Annotated in this window: 21 protein-coding genes; 2 read left to right on the top strand and 19 right to left on the bottom strand. The window is 64.5% G+C overall.

The genetic code is table 11. The features are described from left to right. Positions 1-99 precede the first annotated feature (99 nt). The 10 genes from ACUYV6_RS00770 to ACUYV6_RS00725 all read right to left on the bottom strand — a co-directional run bounded on the left by ACUYV6_RS00770 (position 100) and on the right by ACUYV6_RS00725 (position 8,614). Positions 100-786: a DNA alkylation repair protein gene (locus ACUYV6_RS00770; protein ID WP_449276742.1), complete on the bottom strand. Its 687-nt coding sequence runs from the start codon at positions 784-786 to the stop codon at positions 100-102. Positions 787-990: 204 nt separating this feature from the next. After that, positions 991-1,773, bottom strand: coding sequence for a class I SAM-dependent methyltransferase (locus ACUYV6_RS00765; protein WP_449276741.1), 783 nt, complete (start codon positions 1,771-1,773; stop codon positions 991-993). A gap of 27 nt (positions 1,774-1,800) precedes the next feature. Beyond that, positions 1,801-2,151 carry a PadR family transcriptional regulator gene (locus ACUYV6_RS00760; protein WP_449276740.1) on the bottom strand — a complete coding sequence of 117 codons (351 nt, stop codon included), beginning with the start codon at positions 2,149-2,151 and terminating at the stop codon, positions 1,801-1,803. A gap of 139 nt (positions 2,152-2,290) precedes the next feature. After that, on the bottom strand, positions 2,291-2,542 hold the full coding sequence (locus ACUYV6_RS00755; protein WP_449276739.1) for a hypothetical protein: 252 nt from the start codon (positions 2,540-2,542) through the stop codon (positions 2,291-2,293). Between the two features lie 81 nt (positions 2,543-2,623). After that, positions 2,624-4,870: an FtsX-like permease family protein gene (locus ACUYV6_RS00750; protein WP_449276738.1), complete on the bottom strand. Its 2,247-nt coding sequence runs from the start codon at positions 4,868-4,870 to the stop codon at positions 2,624-2,626. Continuing rightward, a complete protein-coding gene (locus ACUYV6_RS00745) occupies positions 4,867-5,664 on the bottom strand; it encodes an ABC transporter ATP-binding protein (protein ID WP_449276737.1) in 798 nt (265 codons plus the stop codon). The genes ACUYV6_RS00750 and ACUYV6_RS00745 overlap by 4 nt, the downstream gene beginning before the upstream one ends. Positions 5,665-5,883: 219 nt before the next feature. Further along, positions 5,884-6,660: a MerR family transcriptional regulator gene (locus ACUYV6_RS00740; protein WP_449276736.1), complete on the bottom strand. Its 777-nt coding sequence runs from the start codon at positions 6,658-6,660 to the stop codon at positions 5,884-5,886. Positions 6,661-6,675: 15 nt separating this feature from the next. Continuing rightward, entirely contained in the window at positions 6,676-7,449 is a 774-nt protein-coding gene (locus ACUYV6_RS00735; RefSeq protein ID WP_449276735.1) for an ABC transporter permease, read from the bottom strand. Beyond that, positions 7,446-8,249: an ABC transporter ATP-binding protein gene (locus ACUYV6_RS00730; RefSeq protein ID WP_449276734.1), complete on the bottom strand. Its 804-nt coding sequence runs from the start codon at positions 8,247-8,249 to the stop codon at positions 7,446-7,448. Before ACUYV6_RS00730 ends, ACUYV6_RS00735 begins: the two co-directional genes overlap by 4 nt. Beyond that, positions 8,246-8,614 (bottom strand): DUF1048 domain-containing protein, encoded by a 369-nt coding sequence (locus ACUYV6_RS00725; protein WP_449276733.1) that lies wholly within the window; start codon positions 8,612-8,614, stop codon positions 8,246-8,248. The genes ACUYV6_RS00730 and ACUYV6_RS00725 overlap by 4 nt, the downstream gene beginning before the upstream one ends. A 68-nt stretch (positions 8,615-8,682) precedes the next feature. Between ACUYV6_RS00725 and ACUYV6_RS00720 the strand changes: the two genes are divergently transcribed. Further along, entirely contained in the window at positions 8,683-9,699 is a 1,017-nt protein-coding gene (locus tag ACUYV6_RS00720) for an ABC-three component system protein (protein ID WP_449276732.1), read from the top strand. A 3-nt stretch (positions 9,700-9,702) separates the two neighbouring features. Here the strand turns inward: ACUYV6_RS00720 and ACUYV6_RS00715 are convergent, their stop codons facing one another. Continuing rightward, positions 9,703-10,728 (bottom strand): hypothetical protein, encoded by a 1,026-nt coding sequence (locus ACUYV6_RS00715; protein WP_449276731.1) that lies wholly within the window; start codon positions 10,726-10,728, stop codon positions 9,703-9,705. Positions 10,729-11,419: 691 nt separating this feature from the next. Here ACUYV6_RS00715 and ACUYV6_RS00710 point away from each other — a divergent pair. After that, positions 11,420-12,424, top strand: coding sequence for a hypothetical protein (locus ACUYV6_RS00710; RefSeq protein ID WP_449276730.1), 1,005 nt, complete (start codon positions 11,420-11,422; stop codon positions 12,422-12,424). Positions 12,425-12,540: 116 nt separating this feature from the next. Here the strand turns inward: ACUYV6_RS00710 and ACUYV6_RS00705 are convergent, their stop codons facing one another. The 8 genes from ACUYV6_RS00705 to ACUYV6_RS00670 all read right to left on the bottom strand — a co-directional run bounded on the left by ACUYV6_RS00705 (position 12,541) and on the right by ACUYV6_RS00670 (position 18,216). Beyond that, complete coding sequence (locus ACUYV6_RS00705; RefSeq protein WP_449276729.1) at positions 12,541-13,377, bottom strand: hypothetical protein; 837 nt, start codon at positions 13,375-13,377, stop codon at positions 12,541-12,543. Then, positions 13,374-13,946: a hypothetical protein gene (locus ACUYV6_RS00700; RefSeq protein ID WP_449276728.1), complete on the bottom strand. Its 573-nt coding sequence runs from the start codon at positions 13,944-13,946 to the stop codon at positions 13,374-13,376. The genes ACUYV6_RS00705 and ACUYV6_RS00700 overlap by 4 nt, the downstream gene beginning before the upstream one ends. Beyond that, entirely contained in the window at positions 13,946-14,635 is a 690-nt protein-coding gene (locus ACUYV6_RS00695; RefSeq protein ID WP_449276727.1) for a hypothetical protein, read from the bottom strand. Before ACUYV6_RS00695 ends, ACUYV6_RS00700 begins: the two co-directional genes overlap by 1 nt. Beyond that, positions 14,632-15,180, bottom strand: coding sequence for a hypothetical protein (locus ACUYV6_RS00690; RefSeq protein ID WP_449276726.1), 549 nt, complete (start codon positions 15,178-15,180; stop codon positions 14,632-14,634). Before ACUYV6_RS00690 ends, ACUYV6_RS00695 begins: the two co-directional genes overlap by 4 nt. Beyond that, entirely contained in the window at positions 15,177-15,821 is a 645-nt protein-coding gene (locus ACUYV6_RS00685; RefSeq protein ID WP_449276725.1) for a hypothetical protein, read from the bottom strand. The genes ACUYV6_RS00690 and ACUYV6_RS00685 overlap by 4 nt, the downstream gene beginning before the upstream one ends. Next, positions 15,818-16,282 (bottom strand): hypothetical protein, encoded by a 465-nt coding sequence (locus ACUYV6_RS00680; protein WP_449276724.1) that lies wholly within the window; start codon positions 16,280-16,282, stop codon positions 15,818-15,820. The genes ACUYV6_RS00685 and ACUYV6_RS00680 overlap by 4 nt, the downstream gene beginning before the upstream one ends. Beyond that, a complete protein-coding gene (locus ACUYV6_RS00675; RefSeq protein WP_449276723.1) occupies positions 16,279-17,118 on the bottom strand; it encodes a hypothetical protein in 840 nt (279 codons plus the stop codon). Before ACUYV6_RS00675 ends, ACUYV6_RS00680 begins: the two co-directional genes overlap by 4 nt. A gap of 357 nt (positions 17,119-17,475) precedes the next feature. After that, entirely contained in the window at positions 17,476-18,216 is a 741-nt protein-coding gene (locus ACUYV6_RS00670) for a MerR family transcriptional regulator (RefSeq protein WP_449276722.1), read from the bottom strand. Positions 18,217-18,274: the final 58 nt, after the last annotated feature.

The raw sequence follows: 18,274 nt of genomic DNA, 5'->3' as shown, positions 1-18,274 counted from the left end.
AGCCGTTGAGGATGCACAGCAGTCGGAGTTGCAGCCACGGCCTCGGAGCTGGCTATGGGCTCCCACTCGGGACGGCTACGCGTGAGCATGCGAAGCGCCTTAGAGCGCCTTCTGCACCTGGTCAGGTAGCAGGTAGGTGGCGAGTCGCAGTGTTGGGCGGCTCATTCGATTCCTGTGCTTGTCGAGGAAGTCGAGGAGCCGCTGTTGATCGATCTTGCCGACTTCCCGCAGTGCGGTTCCGACGGGCTTGGTGACGATCTCGCTGGGGTCGTCGAGGAGCAGTTCTGCTAGTGCGATCGGGTCGTCGAGGTCGCTTTGGCGGATCAGCCAGAACGATGCGGTGATCGCCGTTCGTCGCTCGATCGGGGCTTCGGATCGGGCGAGGTCGAAGAGGGGCTGGCGTGACTTGTCGAGGAGGTACCACCCGATCACCCGCGGAGCCGCACGGTCGACGAGATCCCAGATGTTGATGAACTCGTGGTGACTCATATAGGTGTCGTAGAGGCGGCGTCGTTCGTCATCGGGTAGACCGCGGCGTCGTGCTTTGAAGTCGAGGACTGACACGCCGACCATCCGCATCTCGTACCAGGGACTGGACAACAGTTCTGGAACGTGCTCAAGATCGAGGTCGGTCCACTCCTTGGCCGTGTCGAATACGTCCTTCATGCGCACGCCGATCGCGTCTAAGCCGCTGCCGGCTGGCAAGCGTCGAACGATCTTGTCCTTCTCAGTTGCGCTCTGCAGGTCAACCAGTGCGTCATGGATCTGACGTTGAGGTCGTGTCATCCTGTTCCTTTCTTCGTAGGGATCGGGGAGCGACAGTTTCAAGTTTTATCGATAGCCCTGGGCGTCGGCGGGTTTACGGGCGTCTTGGGCCTCTCGTAGCGCCAATAGCCCGGCCAAGATTCTGTTCCCGGGTTCTTTCGATCCGCGGATGGGCGCGACTGTGCTCGCTCGATGAAGCGTGGCGATTCGGAGATCGCCGGCACTTTAGGTGACGAGCCCACGGCCGAGCAGGTGGATCGAAAGGTGTGGTGCGTGCCGCTCGGCAATTCGGGCGGTGCGAATCGCATAGTCGTTCAGCCCGGTATCCTCTCGTGCGGCTGCGCCGAGTGGTCCCTCGATCCCGAGGACTTCGATATCACGCAGGTTAGCCGCCTGAAGCTCTGTTTCGAACTCCGCTGGGTCATGGTTGTACGAGACCCGGTCAAAATCAGTGCCGTTAGGATCATTGCCCCCGCTCAGTACGGCCTCCAGATGGCGTTGGATCTCCGCATCAGCGAGCTCGCCTCGGGAGGCGCGCACTGCAGGCTTCGCCCACCTGGACATCGCCGCAGCGATCACCTGCCCGCCAGAACGACAGACTCGGGTTGCTTCGGCTAGGGCACGCTGACGGTCTTCGGCGAGCGGGAGGTGATAGAGCGGTCCCATGAGCAGAACGGCGTCTACGCTGCCAGTCGCCTGCGGCAACTCGCGTGCGTCACCCGGTTCCGCGTTGATCCCCTTGGCCCGTGCCTGCTCGACATGCTTGGTCAGGAGATCGATCACGAGGACGCTATACCCGAGCGAACTGAGCCACTGTGCGTATCGACCCGACGCGCCGCCTACGTCGAGGATTGTCGCAGGCGCATTCGGCAGCCAGCGACGGAGCAATTCGCAGGTGCGATCCCACTCCACGAAGTTCTGGGGCAAGACCATGCGGGCATCTTCATCACCTTCCTGATACAGGCCGCGGAGCACCTCATCGGCGTCAGTCATTGTGTCGTCGATCATTACCAACCTTCTAGATGTGTGATGCGGTCACGGTCTAGCTATTCCTGTGGCTAGGTCGACGAACCTGTCGACGACGGATTTCGTATTCCGCCACTCCTCGAGTTTGAGGTCGAGATGCCGCTGACCTAGATCGGTGATGCGGTAGTTGGTGCGCGGTTTGCCTGACGAAGAGAGCTTGGCGGACGAACGTACGTGACCGCCGGATTCGAGGCGCTTTACTGCCGAGTAGAGGGTGGCCTGCTTGATCGAGTAGTCCTCGCCAGCGACTTCGGTGATGCATTGCGCAAGCTTGTACGCGTACGACGGGCCCGATCGAAGCAACGCCAGCACCAGGAGGTCTACGTTTCCACGGATGGCGTCAGCGCCAATCACAGTCATCCCCTTCCTATTACTCGGATACTATGACTGTCATAGTATGACAGTCATAGTAGCAGTTGCCCATTGAAGCCGGGGCCAGATAGCGGCCCACGCTTCGCGTTGTGGCTCGGGAAGGCAGCTCGCGGGAGGACTGGGTGTCTCATAAACACGGGTCCAATGTGGTGCATTCCGGCCACATGGCGCAGTAACACCGATCGATCACGTAGTCGCGGTCCAGGTAGAGGGTGGTGGCGGTGATCGAGCCCTCGGGCTCGCTGCCGCATAGGGTGTTCGCCCCGAGCGCGATGACGTGGCCTACGTTGACCGGTTTCTCGCCGAACTCGCTGAGCAGGATTGCCGACCCGTGGCGGACGAAGATCAGCTTGACGCAGTCATAGGCGATGGGGCTCACCGGGCGGTGGAAGGTCTGCGTTCGTGCCGAGACTGGTGCGTATGAATGCGCTCTCGACTTCGGCATTCTCAGCTCTCGTGACTACCCGGTGATCGCGGCTTCGGCCGGTCGTTGTCTGGTGGACCACGAGCCGGGAAGGAGCGTGGCCAGCAGACTGAGCAGGACCACGAGACTCACCACCGCGATGTAGATGCCCGGTGAGCCGGACGGAGAGAAGGTGTCAGCGCGCCCGAGGCTGAAGGCCACCGCGGTCACCCCAGCGGAGAGGGTGCCGACCAACACGCCGATGACGGCTACCAGGAGGGCTTCGACGGTGAGCATCCGCAGCACTTGTCCGCGGGTGAGGCCGGTGAGACGTTGCAGACCAAACCCGCGGCGACGCGCGAGAGTGCTTGAGGCGAGTGCGTTGATGACGGAGATCGCGCTGTAGGCCACGATCATGGCGACGATGATGTAGCTGGCGATGCTCTGCGTGCGCTGCGTCTCGGCGAATGCGGTGATCAGTGCTTCTCGGTCTGAGACCGTCACTCCGTCGACGACTGCTGTTAGGTCCTCGATGTCAGCGATCAGTTCGTCGGCGGGGCGGGTGCCGTCGCTGGCTACCAGGATCATGGTGACCTGGCCTGCTGTGGTGTGCTCGGCGAGGACGTCGGCCGGCAGCACCATGGTGTCGTAATCGTTGTCGGCGGCGAAGAGCGCGACAACTTCCACGGCCAGCGACCTGTTGTCGCCCATCCGCAGCGTCATCGGGTCGCCCACGTCCACGCCGAGTTCTGTGGCCTGGAGGACGTTTAGAGCGACCGTGGGTCCGTGGAGGTTCTCCACACTGCCGTGGGCGATCGTGATCGGCACGATGGCGCCGATGTCTTCGGTCGTGATGCCTTGCAGAGTCCAGACGTCCCACCGGTATGAGCCGTCATGGGGCTGCTCCACATAGCCCGCACTCCGAACATACTCGGAAGCCCCGGACACGCCCGGCATCGCGTTGATCTGGTCGCGGAGTTCGGGGGTGACGCCGTGCTCGGTTGTCACCACGACATCGGGCGTGAGGCTGTCCGCGAACGTCTGCAGGGCTGCAGCTTCGTCGGTGGCCTGCATGTACAGCACCCCGGTCGCGCTGCCGCAGAGGACGATGACGGGAGCCACGACGGCGGCGGTGCGGTCGATCGCGGCGCGCGCGTTGAGCAAGGCCAGTCGCCCTGGTTGTCCGGTCAATGCTCGCAGTGGCCATTGCAGCACGGCCACAAGCGGTCTCGTGAGCAGTGGGCTGATTGCTGCGAGTCCGATCGCCCACACGATCGCAGCCGGCATGCCGGTGCTGGAAGCGAGCGGCCCGTTCAGGACCGTCATCGTCACGATGGCCAGTGCGGTGCCGCCCGCCAGCAGGACCAACCCGACGAAGATCCTCCCGAAGCCCACTGGTCTGCGTTCGGGCAGTCCGGCCTCGGCCAGTGCCTGGGTGGGCCGGGTGTTCGCGGCTCGCCGGCCCGCCACGAAGGCTCCGCCGATCGCGGCGAGCATGGCCGAGGCGATCGCGACGAGTGTCGGAATCCAGCCCAGACGGAACTGAATGCCTTCGGCAACGACCCCGGCATTGACCAGGCCGTCGAGGATGAACGCACCGAGCCACCGGCCGGGCAGGATCGCGACCACGGTCGCTACGGCCGCCAGGATCAGTGTTTCGCCAAGGATCAGCGCTCGCAGTTGTCCCGGGGTGCTGCCGACCGCGCGCAGCAGCGCCAGCTCGCGATGGCGTTGCTGGACCGAGAGCGCCAGCATCGAGGCGACACCGAACAGCGAGACCATTAGCGCCATGGCGCCGAACACGCCAGCCAGAGAGATCAGAACATCGGAGCCGGTGAGGGCCTGCGGTCGTTCGGCGAGTCCTCGCTGGTCATCGACATAGCTGATGACACCTTCGGGCAGCACGGCATCCACACGTTTACGCAGGTCATCGACGCTCGTGCCGGGCACAGCCACCACGGTGATGGCGTCGAGGGTGCCGTCCGGTGCCGGGTCGTCAAAGACGTGGCCGGCGGTCTGGGCCACCCCGGGCAACGCCCCGAGGGAGTCCACCAGGTCCGCGTCGATGCGTACTCGTTCGGGAAGGACGGCTGTGTAGCTCATCTGCGGGACGTCGAAGCCTGGGTCGCCGGCCACGACGACATCGGCATCCGCTAGTTGTCCTGGCGCCATGGAGGTGCGGATTCCCGTTTCCATCAGCCCGCCGCACGCCATCACCATCGCTGCGCCGAGGAGCATTGTCAGGAAGGCCGCGAGGAAGCCCCCCGCACGGTGACGCAAGGTGCGAACTGCGAGCCGGATCATCGACGCCCCCCGTCCTTCGACGGCGCCGGGCCTTGGTCGGCCCAAGCACCCAGGTGAGTCATCTGCTCGGCCACGGCCTCCGCGGTCGGCTGCCGAATCTCACCCGCCACCCGACCGTCGGCCAGGAACACCACCCGGTCGGCATAGGACGCTGCGACCGGGTCGTGGGTGACCATCACGATGGTCTGCCCGGCGTCCTCGACTGTCTCGCGCAGCAGACCGAGCACGTCGCGGCCGGTGCGGGTGTCCAACGCGCCGGTGGGCTCGTCGGCGAACACGACGGCGGGCTCGGTGATCAGCGCCCTGGCGATCGCGACCCGCTGCTGCTGACCGCCGGAGAGCTCGGCCGGGCGATGCCGTCCGCGCTCGCTCAGGCCGACCCGCTCCAAGATCTGCGACAGCCGAACACGATCGGGGCGGCGACCGGCGAGTTCGAGGGGCAAGAGCACGTTCTGCGCCACGGTCAGGGCCGGGAGCAGGTTGAACGCCTGGAAGATGAAGCCAATGCGCTCGCGGCGCAACACGGTCAGCTGCTTCTCCTTCAGCTCGCCGAGGTCTTGATGATCCAGGTGAACCGATCCCGAGGTCGCACGGTCGAGGCCAGCCGCGCAGTGTAGCATGGTGCTCTTGCCCGAGCCGGAGGGCCCCATCACAGCGGTGAAGGCTCCCCGGCCGAAGCCGATGCTCACGTCATCGAGTGCGACGACTTCCCGACGGCGCTTGCCGTAGACCTTGCTCACCGCCGTCAGTTGCACGGCTGCCGACGGCGCGGTCCTCGCATCAGATGTGGACATCAGCGCGGTTCCTGTCGGTGAGCCTGTTTGCGGCGATTCGTGTTCGAAGCAGGGGCGAGAGTCGCCGTCGCGATGGTGGATTCGTGCGCGGTTGTCGCGGGCATCGCGAGTCTCCTTTTTGGTCGTAGGGGTGGTTCGGGCGCTGGCGGACTGCCAGCGTCGAGGCGCCGTGGATCAGGCGAAGCCGCTGGGCGGCGCCGCTAGTGGTAGATGGCCGGGTCAGGCGTTGTGCTTGCCGGCGGGCATCCGCTCGAAGCGGGTGAAGCCCTTCCAGCCTCGTTCCTCGAGGAGGCTGAGGAGTCGCTCGGCGGCCGGAGATGTCTCGGCCACGGCCGCATCGAGAAGGGCGACCACCTGATCGTCGAGCCCGTCGTCGTCCATGTCGCCGGCTTCGGCGGCGCGCGTGGTGATGCGGTCGAGGATGTCGGCGGTCTCGATCACGCGCGGGTCGTCGGCGGACCAGTCGAGTGCGGTGCTGACGAGGCTGTAGAGCCGCACCACATCCGGGTCGTCCAGGTCGTCGTGCTTCTTCGCGATGATCGCGTCGATCCGGTCGGGAACCTGGGCGGCGACGACGATCCAGGCGTCTCGTTCCCTCTCGATGTAACCCTCCTCGACGCCCAGTTCGCGGAGCCGGTCGAGGTAGCCGACGACGCTTTCCGGGAGCGCCATCTGTTCGCCCGCGGCGATCTGGGCGAGCCGCCTGCGGGTGTCTTGAATCCGTCGTGCCTCGGCGCGCAGTCGCGTGTCGATCTCACGAACCCGCGCGGCGAACTGCTCGGGTTCGGCGTCGAGGAGGTCTTCGACCTGGGCCAGCGGCACGCCCGCGCTGGCCAGGACGTGGATGCGGATCAGCCGCACCACCGCGGCGGCGTCGTAGCTGCGGTACCCGGAGCGGTCGCGTTCGGGCTCGGGCAGCAGACCGATCTTGTGATAGTGCCGGACCGCGGCCACCGTCACCCCGGCGTACGCGGCGAGCTGGCTGATGGTGAGCATGCCATCCACCCTGCCTCAGCTGATCTTCCGGCGATAGACGGACATCGCCACGGCATAGGCCACGACGAAAATGCCCACGCACCAGGCCAACGCGAGCCAGATGTCGCCCCCCGCGGGCTGCTGAGCGAACACGTCCCGGATCGTGTTCACGATCGACGTCACCGGCTGATGCTCGGCGAACCACCGCACCGGTCCGGGCATGGATTCCGTCGGCACGAACGCGGAACTGATGAACGGCAGGAAGATCAGTGGGTAGGAGAACACCGTAGCCCCCTCGATCGATGTCGCCGAGAGCCCGGCGATCACCGCGACCCAGGTCAGCGCCAGTACGAACAACGCCAGGACGCCGGCGACTGCGAGCCAGTCGAGCACGTTCGCCCCGGTCCGGAACCCCATCAGCAGGGCCACGCCGACCACAATCACCACAGAGATCACGTTGGCCGCCAGCGAGGTCAGCACATGCGCCCACAGTGCCGCCGAGCGGGCAATCGGCATGGAGTGGAACCGGTCGAAGATGCCGCCCTTCAGATCGGTGAACAGCCGGTAGCCGGTGTACGAGATGCCCATCGCGACCGTGATGAGCAAGATGCCCGGCAGCATGTAGTCGATATACGTACCCGAGCCGGACTCCGGCCCGGTCTCGATGGCGCCGCCGAGGACGTAGACGAACAACAACATGATCGCGATCGGCATGATCGCCGTCGTGATGATCGTGTCCGGACTGCGCGTGACGTGCTTCAACGACCGCCCCGTGAGCGTGGCCGTGTCTGCGAAGAAGTGCGTGGTCATGATGTCCCCTTCTCGCCCGTATCGTCGTCGCCGCTGTTCTCGCCCACCAGGGCGAGGAAGATGTCCTCCAGCGAGGGCTGCTTCTCGACGTACTCGACCTTCGCTGGCGGCAGCAGCTTCTTCAGCTCCTCCAGAGTCCCGTCGACGATGATCCGCCCCTGGTGCAGGATCGCGATCCGGTCCGCCAGCTCCTCGGCCTCGTCCAGATACTGCGTCGTCAGCAAGACCGTCGTCCCACCCGCGGCGAGCTTCTCGACCGCACGCCACACCTCGATGCGCCGCTCCGGATCCAGGCCCGTCGTCGGCTCGTCCAGGAACACCACCGGCGGGTCGCCGATGAGGCTCATCGCGATGTCTAGCCGACGGCGCATGCCACCGGAGTAGGTGGCGACCTTCCGCCCGCCCGCCTCGCCCAGCGCGAACCGGTCCAGCAGGTCGTCGGCGATCGCCCCGGGGTCCGTAAGGTGCCGGAGCTTGGCCACCAAGACGAGGTTCTCGCGCCCGGTGAGGAGTTCATCGACCGCGGCGAACTGACCGGTGAGGCTGATCGACTCCCGAACCCGCCCGGCCTGGGTGGCTACGTCGAATCCGGCGATGCTTGCACTGCCTGCGTCTGCCTTCATCAGCGTGGACAGGGTTCTCACGACCGTGGTCTTACCGGCCCCGTTGGAACCCAGGAGGGCGAAAATGGTGCCCGGCTCGACATCGAAGTCCACTCCGCGCAGGACCGCGAGCTTGCCGTACGACTTCTCCATGCCCCGCAGGCGGATCGCCGCAGTCGTGCTCTGCTTTGTCGTCATGCGCCCGCGCCCCGTGCTTCAGCCTCAGCGATCGTTGCAATCAGCCGCTCCCGCTCCATGTCGATCCACTCACCGGCCGCGTACTTGCTCAGCAGTGTGTCAGCGAACTCGACGGGGTCAGCGCCGACGACTTCGCGGATCGGTGTGTTCGCGGACGCTGCCCGCTCGAACACGGCAGCAACTTCCTCGTGCAGGGACACCAGGACATCGCCCTTCGCGATCACGCCGCGGTACAGCAGGTACCGCTCCAGCGCCTCGGTCGCCGTCCGATAGCCGGTGGGGAGTGCCTTCACGCGTGCCTTGTATTCCCGCCACCGCTTCTTGTCGCCGATGTCGCCGACGATCTTCTCGATGAAACTCGACATCGACTGCCTCCTTCGCGAAGACGTTCCCACCCGTTGCGGGAAGCTCCTGATCTCAGGATGCAGGGTTGATGCGGGATCAAGGTCAAGAACCAATCTCAATCGCCACCGCCTCTATTCAGCGCCTCAATGACGAAGGGCTCGCGCTTCAGCGCCGAAGCCGCGAAATAGAGACGGCTCTCCGAGACGAAGTGGACCCGGCTGAGGACGAGGCCCTGAAGGCGAAGCTGACGCGCGTCTACAACGAACTCGGCGTCGTGTTACCCGAGCTTGTTGGACGGCGATTTGATGAAGTATCTGAGTTCCATCATTCCGTCATCCGCAACCGACGCAGCTTTCTCCAACAAGAGCTGGAGGCTGCTGCCGCGCGACTCGACGCCATTAATACCGAACGACGAACCCGCGACGTCGAGCGCTCTGAGATTCTCCGTCTGCTGAGTGAAACCGTTGCGCTCGACACGTTCCTAGCTGTTCAGCGGGACTTGGCGAAGTTGGAGGCCGACGTCGCCGACATAGAACGCCGCGTCGAGGCGGCGGCATCGATTAGCCAAATCAACGACAGGTTGAAGCTCAAGACTGCAGAACTAGTAACGTCCGTTCGCGCAGAGCTGCACGAACGGACGAGCTCTCTCGACGAAGCCATCGCCCTGTTCGATGAGTTGGGTTCGGAGATATACACCGACCGCGAAGCCACTCTCCTGGTTGCTCCTACGGAGAAGGGCATCTTGAAGGTCACTCCGCAAGTCTCAGGCGACGCGAGTACCGGTGTGCGCAGCGTCGAGACTTTCATGTTCGACACGACCTGCTTGATTACTGCGATCAAGAACAGCCGCGCGCCCGACATCCTGGTCCACGACAGCCATCTGTTCGATGCGATCGATGGTCGTCAGATCGCGTCGTGCCTCAACATCGGTGCTCGGCTGGCTGAACAGCACAGCTTCCAGTACATCGTGACGCTTAACTCAGACTTCATCGACCTCGTTGAAACGCAGAGCGACGGGGCGTTTGATGCCGGGCCGTACATCATGTCGACACGACTCACCGACGCAACCGACGACGGTGGGCTCTTTGGATTCCGTTTCAGCTAGACCCTAGAACGGCGCCTCGTCGCTTATGGCCCACGGGTTCGTGGGCGACGGCGGCAAGGCTCCCTCGGGCAGCGGCAGGCTGGCAACGACGTAGAGGTTCAAGATGTCGTCGCGGTCCATGAACATGATCTGACTGCGCTTGCTAGCGTCGAGAGCGTTGCCGAGCCAGTTGCGGGCGGCCTTGGTGATCTCCCCGCCTGCAACGATGAAGGCGTGGTCCACCAAGACCCTGCGGTTGGTCTCGGGATCGAAGATTTCGTGTGCCAGCATCATAAGTGCCTGGTTGTGTATTTCGGCCATGTTGGCGTTGCCGGTCTTGGTGACGCCGGCGGCGTCGAGTTTTCCCTTCTTGGCCTGGATGCCGAAGTAGAGAATGTGCTGGGTCGGCAAGGTGTAGCGCATCCAGATGTCTTTGCCATACTCCAGCGCCTTGTCCTTGTGGCCGCCTGCCGTGATGCGGTGGTAGCCCAACTGCCTGAACAGTGGGAGCAGCACCTCCTCGATGAGATCATCCTCGTTGCACTGGTCGAGGTAAGCCGCCAGGAGCCGCCGCCGCTCCTGCTCGGCCTTGCTGAAGGGGCGGTGCGGATTGGCGGCAAGGACAGTGACGGTCTGGGTGCCGACGTGGCGGAGGTAGCAGTGACTGTTTTCGCCATAGAACGCCTCGAAGCCTTCGCGGCCGAGAACCTCGTTGAGTTGCGCCAGCGCATGAGGCCGGTCGGGGCCTTCGTTGAGCCGATCGGCTGGACTCATGAACTGGTCGATGAGGCGACAGAAGATCGCGGGTGGATGATTGGGGCCGTCGTGCGGTTCGGCCAGCATCTGTTCCAACACGTCAGCCACCCAGCGGTGGCGGGTTGAGCCGTCGTGCTGAAACTCCGTCTCCAACTCCTGGAAGAACTCCGTGATGTACGTGCTGGAGCGGTAGGGGAAGTACTTGGCCGCGTCCGCGGTTTCGGCGTCGTCACGACCCAGATTGCCTACGATGAGGGAACCGAGGGCTTCGAGGTTGCGGCGCTTGAACTTCACAGTGTCATTCTCGCAAGTGATGCCGACAAACCTCCGGACTACGCGGCGCTCGAGTCCACGGCCGTGTTCCCGTCGTCTGCGGAGGACGGGTGAGATCATTCGGGGGAGAGCAAGTCTCTCGTATGCGTCCAGACGGTCATCCGATGCACGTCGAACCGGCGACAGATGGAGACCACGCTCTCGCCGTTCGCGCGGGCAGTTCGGATAGAGTCCACTTCGCTCTCCGTCAACGGTGTTCTAGTTCGTCTCCTTGGGGTCGTGACGACGCCGGACTCGGGCTCCGAAGCGTCTGCTGACGTGTCACCAGCACCGATTCTCGCCTGCTCCCACGCGGAACCGAGCCGCTCGAACCGACGCCAGGTGTTCGGTTTGAGTCCACCCGCGTCCACCACGTTTGAGAGCCCGAACTGGTGTTGTTCAAACCGGTTTGAACTCTCGTTTTGATGGAAGTGGTCGGCGGGTTTCGCTTCGGAAACGGGCAGACCTACGATCCGCCCGCTTATCACTCCTTCCCGCTCCACGTCCTCGTGGCCTGGCCATTCAGAAGCAAAGCTGCGGTTGTGATGGCGTGATCCGGTGCGGACTGGCAGTCCGATGTTGAGCGTTCGATAGTCTGAAACCCATTCCGGTTCGGAGTATCAGTGGCATCGACGACGGCTCACCGATATCGATGGCGAAGGAGGATCCTGTGATGGCAACTCCACCGCACGACAGCGATCGATCCGACGCGGTCCGTCCGCAACCCGGTGAGGCGATGCGTGTCCACGAGATCGGTGTGTCCGAGGGTTCGAGCGAATCGAGGGATCCGCTTGGTGAGTGGTGGATCGACGGGCCGATTTTCTCGACCGAGCACAGGGGTTCGAGTATCACGACCCTGAGACCGGGTGCGCGACCGGGGCGTTTCACCGCGAGCATGATCGGCCGGCTCTCCTTCACGTTCCTCTTCTGGATCGGTCTCGCGTTCCTTGCCCTGCCGAGGCTTGTCGATCCCATCGCGGCGCCCGCTGTTGAAGACCTTGCCACGCACTGGTGGTGGTGGGTGATCGTGATCCTCGCCGTTGTCTCGATGGTCGTGCTTGGCCCGACCTTCGGGTTCACGAGGCGTGCCAGGGCGCAGTACGGACAGCTCGGACTTCCGGCAGTCGTTGCGGCGCTCGTTATCACTGCGGCCTTCTTCATCGCGCTTCTGCTCCATCTCGCGATCGACATCGACTACATCAGGCACGCTCCCCCGAGCGTGGGGTACTGGGAACTGCCCGACACCGGCATTCTTATGATCTTCCTCGGCGTCGCCGCGGTGGGCACACTCGGGCTTCTTATCGCTCTCCCGTTCTCGATACGTTTCGCGGTGAGAACGCAGCGGAGGATCGCGGCGATCCGCTCGACGGGTACGCGCTACCCCGGGCGGCTCGAACATCTCGATTTCCGACATGGCCGGATCAGCCATCTGAGCCAGTTCAAGGTTCGCGTCGGTTTCGAGGCACCGGAGGGCCCCCGCGTTGTCACTGCGCAGATGGAGGCGGACCCGGAGCGGGTTCCGCTCGAGGGCGAGCCTCTGCTCGTCATCGTCGCGATGATCCGCGGGCGACGAGGTTCGCGCGAGCGGATTCTCATCGAACCCGATCCGGATCGACCCATGCGCTTCGACCCCGACAGCGGCAAGTACGTCGTCACCGCGGATGGGGGCGGTGGCTGAGATGAGCAACGGCGCCACCAAGCGCTGCAGGCCGATCTGGATCCTGCGCCTGGGTGGTGCAGTGGCCCTCATTGCGCTCGGGATTATCACCGGTCTGCTCTGAACCGCTTCGACGGTCAGCTCGGTGAGTCTTCAGGTGCTGGCGGGTACTTCTCCAGCGCATTGGGGTCTCGCAGTCCTGCAGGGTCGGCCTCGATCAGGGCGGTGACGTCGGTCGGATGATCGGTGTGCTTGTCGTGGATCACCACGACGGTGCCGCCAACGACGGGAGCCTGCTCGGACGGAACGCACAGCTCGTCGGAGACGATGCGTGCCCCCGGCGCGTCGCCGAGGCGTGCGGCCACCGTAAACACCGGATCGTCGTTGAGGTACCGACGCTCCCACACCAGTTCGGTGATGGTCGCGACCGTGCGGGTGCCATGCTGCCTGAGTTCCTGGCGGCGCAGATGGACGGCATAGCGTCGCCGCAGGGCACCGCGGAACCCGCGCATGCACAGCAGAGCGAGCAGGATGAGCAGTGCGCCGAGGGCGGTGACGGCCAGCGCGATCAGCGGGCGGGTGAATCCGGGACCCGCGACGAACAGTCCCACCCCGCACCCCAGAATGCCGGCGAGTAGGCCCGTGAACTGCGGCGCGCCGCCGGTGCTCGACCACGGGTCGGCGGAGTCGATGAACACGGCGACACCGATCGCGAACAGCATCGAGACGACCATGATTCCGGCAGGCCACCCCACGGGTATCTGAGGCCAATAGGCGTCGAACAGGTGCGTGAGAGCCGGGTCGGGATGCTGCGGGCACACCGTGGTCTCGTTCGCCGATTGGCATTGCGGGTCGACTCCGGGGAGCAGGAACGCAACTATCGTGAATGCCGCGATCGCCCATCCGGCCGTGACCGAACCGGCCATGCGCAGCAGGTGCGGCCAGCCGTCAGTGGGTACCGGGAGCGCGCTCACGGCGCGTCCTCGGTAGACTCGACCCGAATGACATCGACCACGACCTCGTTCTCGCCGTCGCTGAAGATGAGGAACACATGCGGAGTGAATCGATCGAACTGGATGCGGTGCGCGAAGCCGTGACCGCTGAAATCCCAGGAGAAGGTGCGCTCGCCCGCCTGCACAAGTGCTCGGTCGGGTTCGATGACGAGATCCTCCTCGGCCAGCGGATCTGCGATGTGCAGTTGTGCGCGCAGAGCCCGGGATGGCTTGCCCTCGAGGGTGATGGCCGCCTCGACGCGAGCCTCGTCCTGGCCGTTGTCTCCGGCCTCGGTGATGGTTTCGAGTTCGTCGACCAGGATGCTGGTCCCGGCCAGATCGAAGCGCTCGTCAGGTTGGCAGGCGACCGGCTTCGTGCTGGTGTCGCAGTCGGTCACCTGGTCTGCGAAGACGCCGCAACCGGTGAGGCCCAGCAGAGCCAGTACCATGATGAGCCCGAGGCGGAGCGCGCGATCCTTCATCGCCGAATCCTCCATTCGACGAACAGTGTCGAGCTGCGTCGCGGGTTCTTCGGGAGCAGTGCTGGTCATCATTGTCCTTTCACCGTCATGCCCTCACGCAGCCTGTCGCGGCGTGTGAGGCAGACGCAGCCGAGGAAAATGCCTGACGGGATCACTCCGATGCTGACGGCGACGGCGATGGCCGGGTGGAGGCCGGGAAGGATGTCGGCGAGCATGTTGGTCTCGGTGAGAGCGCCGAAGATCAGGTTGCACAGCAGGATCGGGGTGAGCATGACCCCGGCGGTGCCGATGACGAAGAAGTAGCCGGAGAGAATGGCCCAGATGCGGGCGCGGAACGCTCCCGGACCTTCGTAGCGGATGGGTTTGAGGGCTTCTGCGACGTGCGTCGGCCATCGTGTCACGAGGATGTCGTTGTCGTAGTCGGGGTCGACGGTGGTGTGCCGCACGGCGACCTGCTGTCCGATGAGTCCCTGGCCCGCACCGGCACCAGGCAGCGGGCACATGAACGTCCGAGGCAATGTCAGGGGCTGGTCGTTGTCGCTCGTGTGGACGGCGATGATGAGATCGTCGTCCAGCTGCCCGCCTTCGGGAGAGTCGTTCGGCACCGCAGAGCGAATAATCCCGATGGCTTCTCGGCCCTCGGCGAAGTCCTTGTCGCTCGGGGTCGGGCGCGGCTTCGGCGGCGCAGCGAACTCATTGACCAGGGTCCGACCGATGCGTCGGAGCAGCGACCGTTTCGCTGTCTGCTGGCCGGTCATGGTTGCCCCTTGCTTGGCCGCTGACCCGTGTCATCGATGAAGCCCAGGAATAGAATGTCGTCGAGATCCCTCGGATCGTGGGTGTTGTGACGGAAGCGGACGCGCTGCCCGGGACGCGGCGCCTCGCGCGGGGACTCGCGCGCGGCACGTCGGATCTGCTCACCGCCCGCGAGCTCCGCGATGATCATCATGTCGTAGGCGGGGTTCGACTCCGGACCCATGCTGTCATCAGCGGTGACCTCGGTGATGATTCCCACCGCCTCCTCACCGTCGAGGTATCCGGCAGCCTCACACAGCGACAACGCAAGGAACCACGCGACGAGCGCGACTAGCAGGACGCCGAGCGCGATGACCGGACCCCACCACGGCGGAGCGCTCCCGAACAGCGCCAGGACGATGGACACCGCCAGCGTTGCGATGAACCCGATAGCACTGGCGCCCATCACCACGAACAACACGCGACTGAGAATCGCCCACCGACGTATCCGCGCCCGCGTCTCGGGCGTGCGCGCCGCCTCCATCCACCTCTCGACGTCCTGCCTCATGACGTAAACTCCCATTTCGATCCCTCACGCAGGAAGGGGGACCCTGGCCCGGGCTTGACAGGTCCGCCCTCGCCGCCGATGCGGACCCCGTCGAGTTTCCACCCGCTGCGCCACACCTCGTCGTGCGCCTCGGTGAGGAACACGACCGAATCGGCCAGCTCCGGATCACGGAACGCATACACCTGCCACCTCGTGCCGGGGGCGAAGCGATACTCCCAGGACTCGTGGATCACGTCTGCGAGCTGCGCATCGTGCGCACCCCTGTCCGCGTCCCGGTATTCGAGGAGGATGGTCTGCCCGCCGTCGGCGTCGTCGGCGCGCAGGGTCACCCGTGCCGTCCGCGGAGTGCGGTCGAGCGCGGGCAAGGGGCCACGCGTCTCCCGGACCATTCGCACGAACGTCGGGATCATCAGCACGAGGCAGAGCGCGCCGACCCCGATGAGGAACCACATGAGCACCGGCCCCCAGCCCTGGAAACTCGCGACCAGAACAATGGCGGTGAATACGCCGCATCCGGCGAACACGATGGCCGGAATCGCCCAGTCGTGCCGGATGAGGAACGGTTCCCGCGGCCCCGAACCGACGAGCAGTTTGTCCGCGACCCGTTCGAGTAGCGGGTCCTTCCGATCCTTCGTACTCACGATGCATACCCCCTTGGCCGATACGGGAACGGGGAGCCCGGCCCGACATCGACGGGCCCTGACTGGCCGCCGATGTACACGCCGTCGAGGTTCCAACCGCAACGCCACACTTCGTCGTGCGCTTCGGTGAGCACGACGCGGGTGCTTTCCGGGGAATAGGGGTAGATCTGCCAGATGCTCCCGGGGGTGAAACGGTCGAGCCAGGAATCGTCGATCACGTCAGCGAGATACGTCAGCCTCGTCGCGCCCGCCGAGTCGAGGTACTCCACCCTCACGTTCGTCTCGGCCGTCTCCGAGGCGCTGGTGTCATAGGTGTCGACCACCCTGGCAGGGTAGGCCCGGCTCCGGTCGATCAGCGGGATCGGACGATCCCGGTTCCGCGTCGCCCGCCAGATGAGCATCGGCATGCCGACCACGAACAGTAGTCCGACGACGGCGACCGCCCAGGGAACCCACGTCATGGCGCCCTCCTCTCGGCCCTCCGGAGGAGCTTGCGGCGGATCCTCTCCAGCTTCTTCGGTACCGGTACCGGAGTGATGATCACCCCGCCACTGCTGTCAGCGTTCTCGCGCGGCTCGGTGATGAGCATCCACTGCTGCTCCGCAGTCGTGCCCGCGATGGCGGAGACCGGAAGGCGGAGGATGAAGTAGCCACCAGCCGCCTGCGCACCGAACAGTGCCTGTGACGAGATGGGCTTCGACCCCGAGGGCGGTAGATCCTCACGGGCGAGCCATGCCTCGAACGCGGCATGGATTCGTGAGGCCTGCTCTTCATCGAGGCGGTGATCGAGGGCGATGTATGTCGCCCAGCGCGCCTCTCCGTCGTCGTAGTCCGCTGACGCGCGATGGATCGAGTGCGCGACTCCGTGCGCGAAGATCCACTCGTTCTCAGCGTGTAGATCACGCAGGAGACTCAACCGAAACAGCAGCACCCCGACCGCGACGAGCAGCCAGACACTCACGCCGACCCATGCAAGCGGTGGCACCCAGCCAGGCCAGGTATCGCGGTTCTCACCGTTGATGGTGATACTCCAGCCCGAACCCGTCGGATCAGCGACCGTCTGGAAGATCAGAAAACCGATAGCCGCAAGGGGCAGGAACACCCAGAACACTGGCGCGTAGACGAGCTCGACCCGGCGCGAATCTTCACTGCCCGCCCACCGGGAGACCTCCGCGATCGACTCCGGCAAGGGCACCTCGCGCGGGCGATCGAGGGTGGGCGGCTTCGACGCGAGCGCGTTCGCCCAGATCCATGAATGATCAGGAGAATCCACGCGGGGCGGAATGAGCTGACCCATGTCGCCTCCCGTCCCGTCGGGGATCGCCGCGCTGCGATGAGACTGGTCGTGCCTCCAAGGAGCTTCGTGCGCCGGTATGGCGTCCCTTCTCGCTACCCACATTGTCCCATGACGTGTTCTCCCGATCACAAGTCCCGCGTTCTGGTTCGAGGTGCAACGTTCGGATGGGCGAGCGCGGTTCAAGCTGCCGGCCCCAATCACAACGTGGGTCCTTTCCTGACGAAGAGTGCCTGTAACGCCAAGAAGGCTCAGTACGTCTCATCGTGGACAAAGATCAGCCAGAACTGCACCTATGACAAGAAGCAGGGCGGCTTTACCGCCGAGGGCTGGTATTTCCATTTCCGGGGAGCGTGTTGATCAGAGATTCTGATCCACCCAGATGCCGATCGCTTCCCGGATGCGCTCGGCGCATTCGGTTCCGCCGTAGGTGGCAGCGAACCGGTTGTCGGCGACGTACATGTCTGCGAGACCCAGATAGCGTTCACGACCGTAGGTCGCGATCGGCTGGCTCTCCAGCCATGCGTAGTGGTCGGCGACAGCCTGCTGAAACTCCGTGCTGCCAGGGGCCAGATCCGATTCGGCGATTCGGCGTAGAGTGCCGTTCACATCAGCAGAGCGCTGAGTGAATTCCTGCTGTTCCTTCTTGGACAGACCGCTCCACCAGTTGTTGCTGTCCTTCCAGTCGTTGTCGCCCCAGCGTTGCCGGACTTCGTCCTCGTACTGGGTGTGGTCAAAGCCGTCGAGCATGGCTTCCATGGTGATTTCTCCTCCGTGTTCGATACTGGTCAATGTGCGCTGGACGGATGCGATCTGGCGATCGATCCGATCCTTCTCCCGCTCCAGCCATTCGATATGCTTCCCGAGCGCCGACGCAGTGTCGGTCTGCTGAGAAAGCACCTCAGTAATGGCGGGCAGGCCGAGGCCCAGCCCACGCAACAGCAAGATCCTTTGGAGCTTCGACAAGGCGTCGCTGTCGTAGTAACGCAGGCCACCGTGACCCACGCGCGACGGTTCCAACAAACCGATGTCCCCATAGTGGCGAAGCGTCCGACTCGTCGTGCCGGTGAACTTCGCGACCTCCTGGATCGACCACTCCATCGCTCGCTCCCTCTCTGCTGTTACCACGACCGTAAGTCTTTACGTTACGTCAACCGCA

It is taken from the genome of Leucobacter sp. GX24907 (genome assembly GCF_053567335.1).
The sequence above is the reverse complement of the archived record's forward strand: the minus strand, read 5'-3'. Positions and strand labels throughout refer to the sequence as shown.

Coding starts and splice junctions, on each gene's coding strand:
- ACUYV6_RS00735 (WP_449276735.1), bottom strand. CDS start 7,449: ATGACCACGCACTTCTTCGCAGACACGGCCACGCTCACGGGGCGGTCG.
- ACUYV6_RS00720 (WP_449276732.1), top strand. CDS start 8,683: ATGCGGGATCAAGGTCAAGAACCAATCTCAATCGCCACCGCCTCTATT.
- ACUYV6_RS00710 (WP_449276730.1), top strand. CDS start 11,420: ATGGCAACTCCACCGCACGACAGCGATCGATCCGACGCGGTCCGTCCG.
- ACUYV6_RS00740 (WP_449276736.1), bottom strand. CDS start 6,660: ATGCTCACCATCAGCCAGCTCGCCGCGTACGCCGGGGTGACGGTGGCC.
- ACUYV6_RS00760 (WP_449276740.1), bottom strand. CDS start 2,151: ATGACTGTGATTGGCGCTGACGCCATCCGTGGAAACGTAGACCTCCTG.
- ACUYV6_RS00770 (WP_449276742.1), bottom strand. CDS start 786: ATGACACGACCTCAACGTCAGATCCATGACGCACTGGTTGACCTGCAG.
- ACUYV6_RS00700 (WP_449276728.1), bottom strand. CDS start 13,946: ATGACCAGCACTGCTCCCGAAGAACCCGCGACGCAGCTCGACACTGTT.
- ACUYV6_RS00765 (WP_449276741.1), bottom strand. CDS start 1,773: ATGATCGACGACACAATGACTGACGCCGATGAGGTGCTCCGCGGCCTG.
- ACUYV6_RS00695 (WP_449276727.1), bottom strand. CDS start 14,635: ATGACCGGCCAGCAGACAGCGAAACGGTCGCTGCTCCGACGCATCGGT.
- ACUYV6_RS00690 (WP_449276726.1), bottom strand. CDS start 15,180: ATGAGGCAGGACGTCGAGAGGTGGATGGAGGCGGCGCGCACGCCCGAG.
- ACUYV6_RS00675 (WP_449276723.1), bottom strand. CDS start 17,118: ATGGGTCAGCTCATTCCGCCCCGCGTGGATTCTCCTGATCATTCATGG.
- ACUYV6_RS00670 (WP_449276722.1), bottom strand. CDS start 18,216: ATGGAGTGGTCGATCCAGGAGGTCGCGAAGTTCACCGGCACGACGAGT.
- ACUYV6_RS00680 (WP_449276724.1), bottom strand. CDS start 16,282: ATGACGTGGGTTCCCTGGGCGGTCGCCGTCGTCGGACTACTGTTCGTG.
- ACUYV6_RS00725 (WP_449276733.1), bottom strand. CDS start 8,614: ATGTCGAGTTTCATCGAGAAGATCGTCGGCGACATCGGCGACAAGAAG.
- ACUYV6_RS00730 (WP_449276734.1), bottom strand. CDS start 8,249: ATGACGACAAAGCAGAGCACGACTGCGGCGATCCGCCTGCGGGGCATG.
- ACUYV6_RS00750 (WP_449276738.1), bottom strand. CDS start 4,870: ATGATCCGGCTCGCAGTTCGCACCTTGCGTCACCGTGCGGGGGGCTTC.
- ACUYV6_RS00745 (WP_449276737.1), bottom strand. CDS start 5,664: ATGTCCACATCTGATGCGAGGACCGCGCCGTCGGCAGCCGTGCAACTG.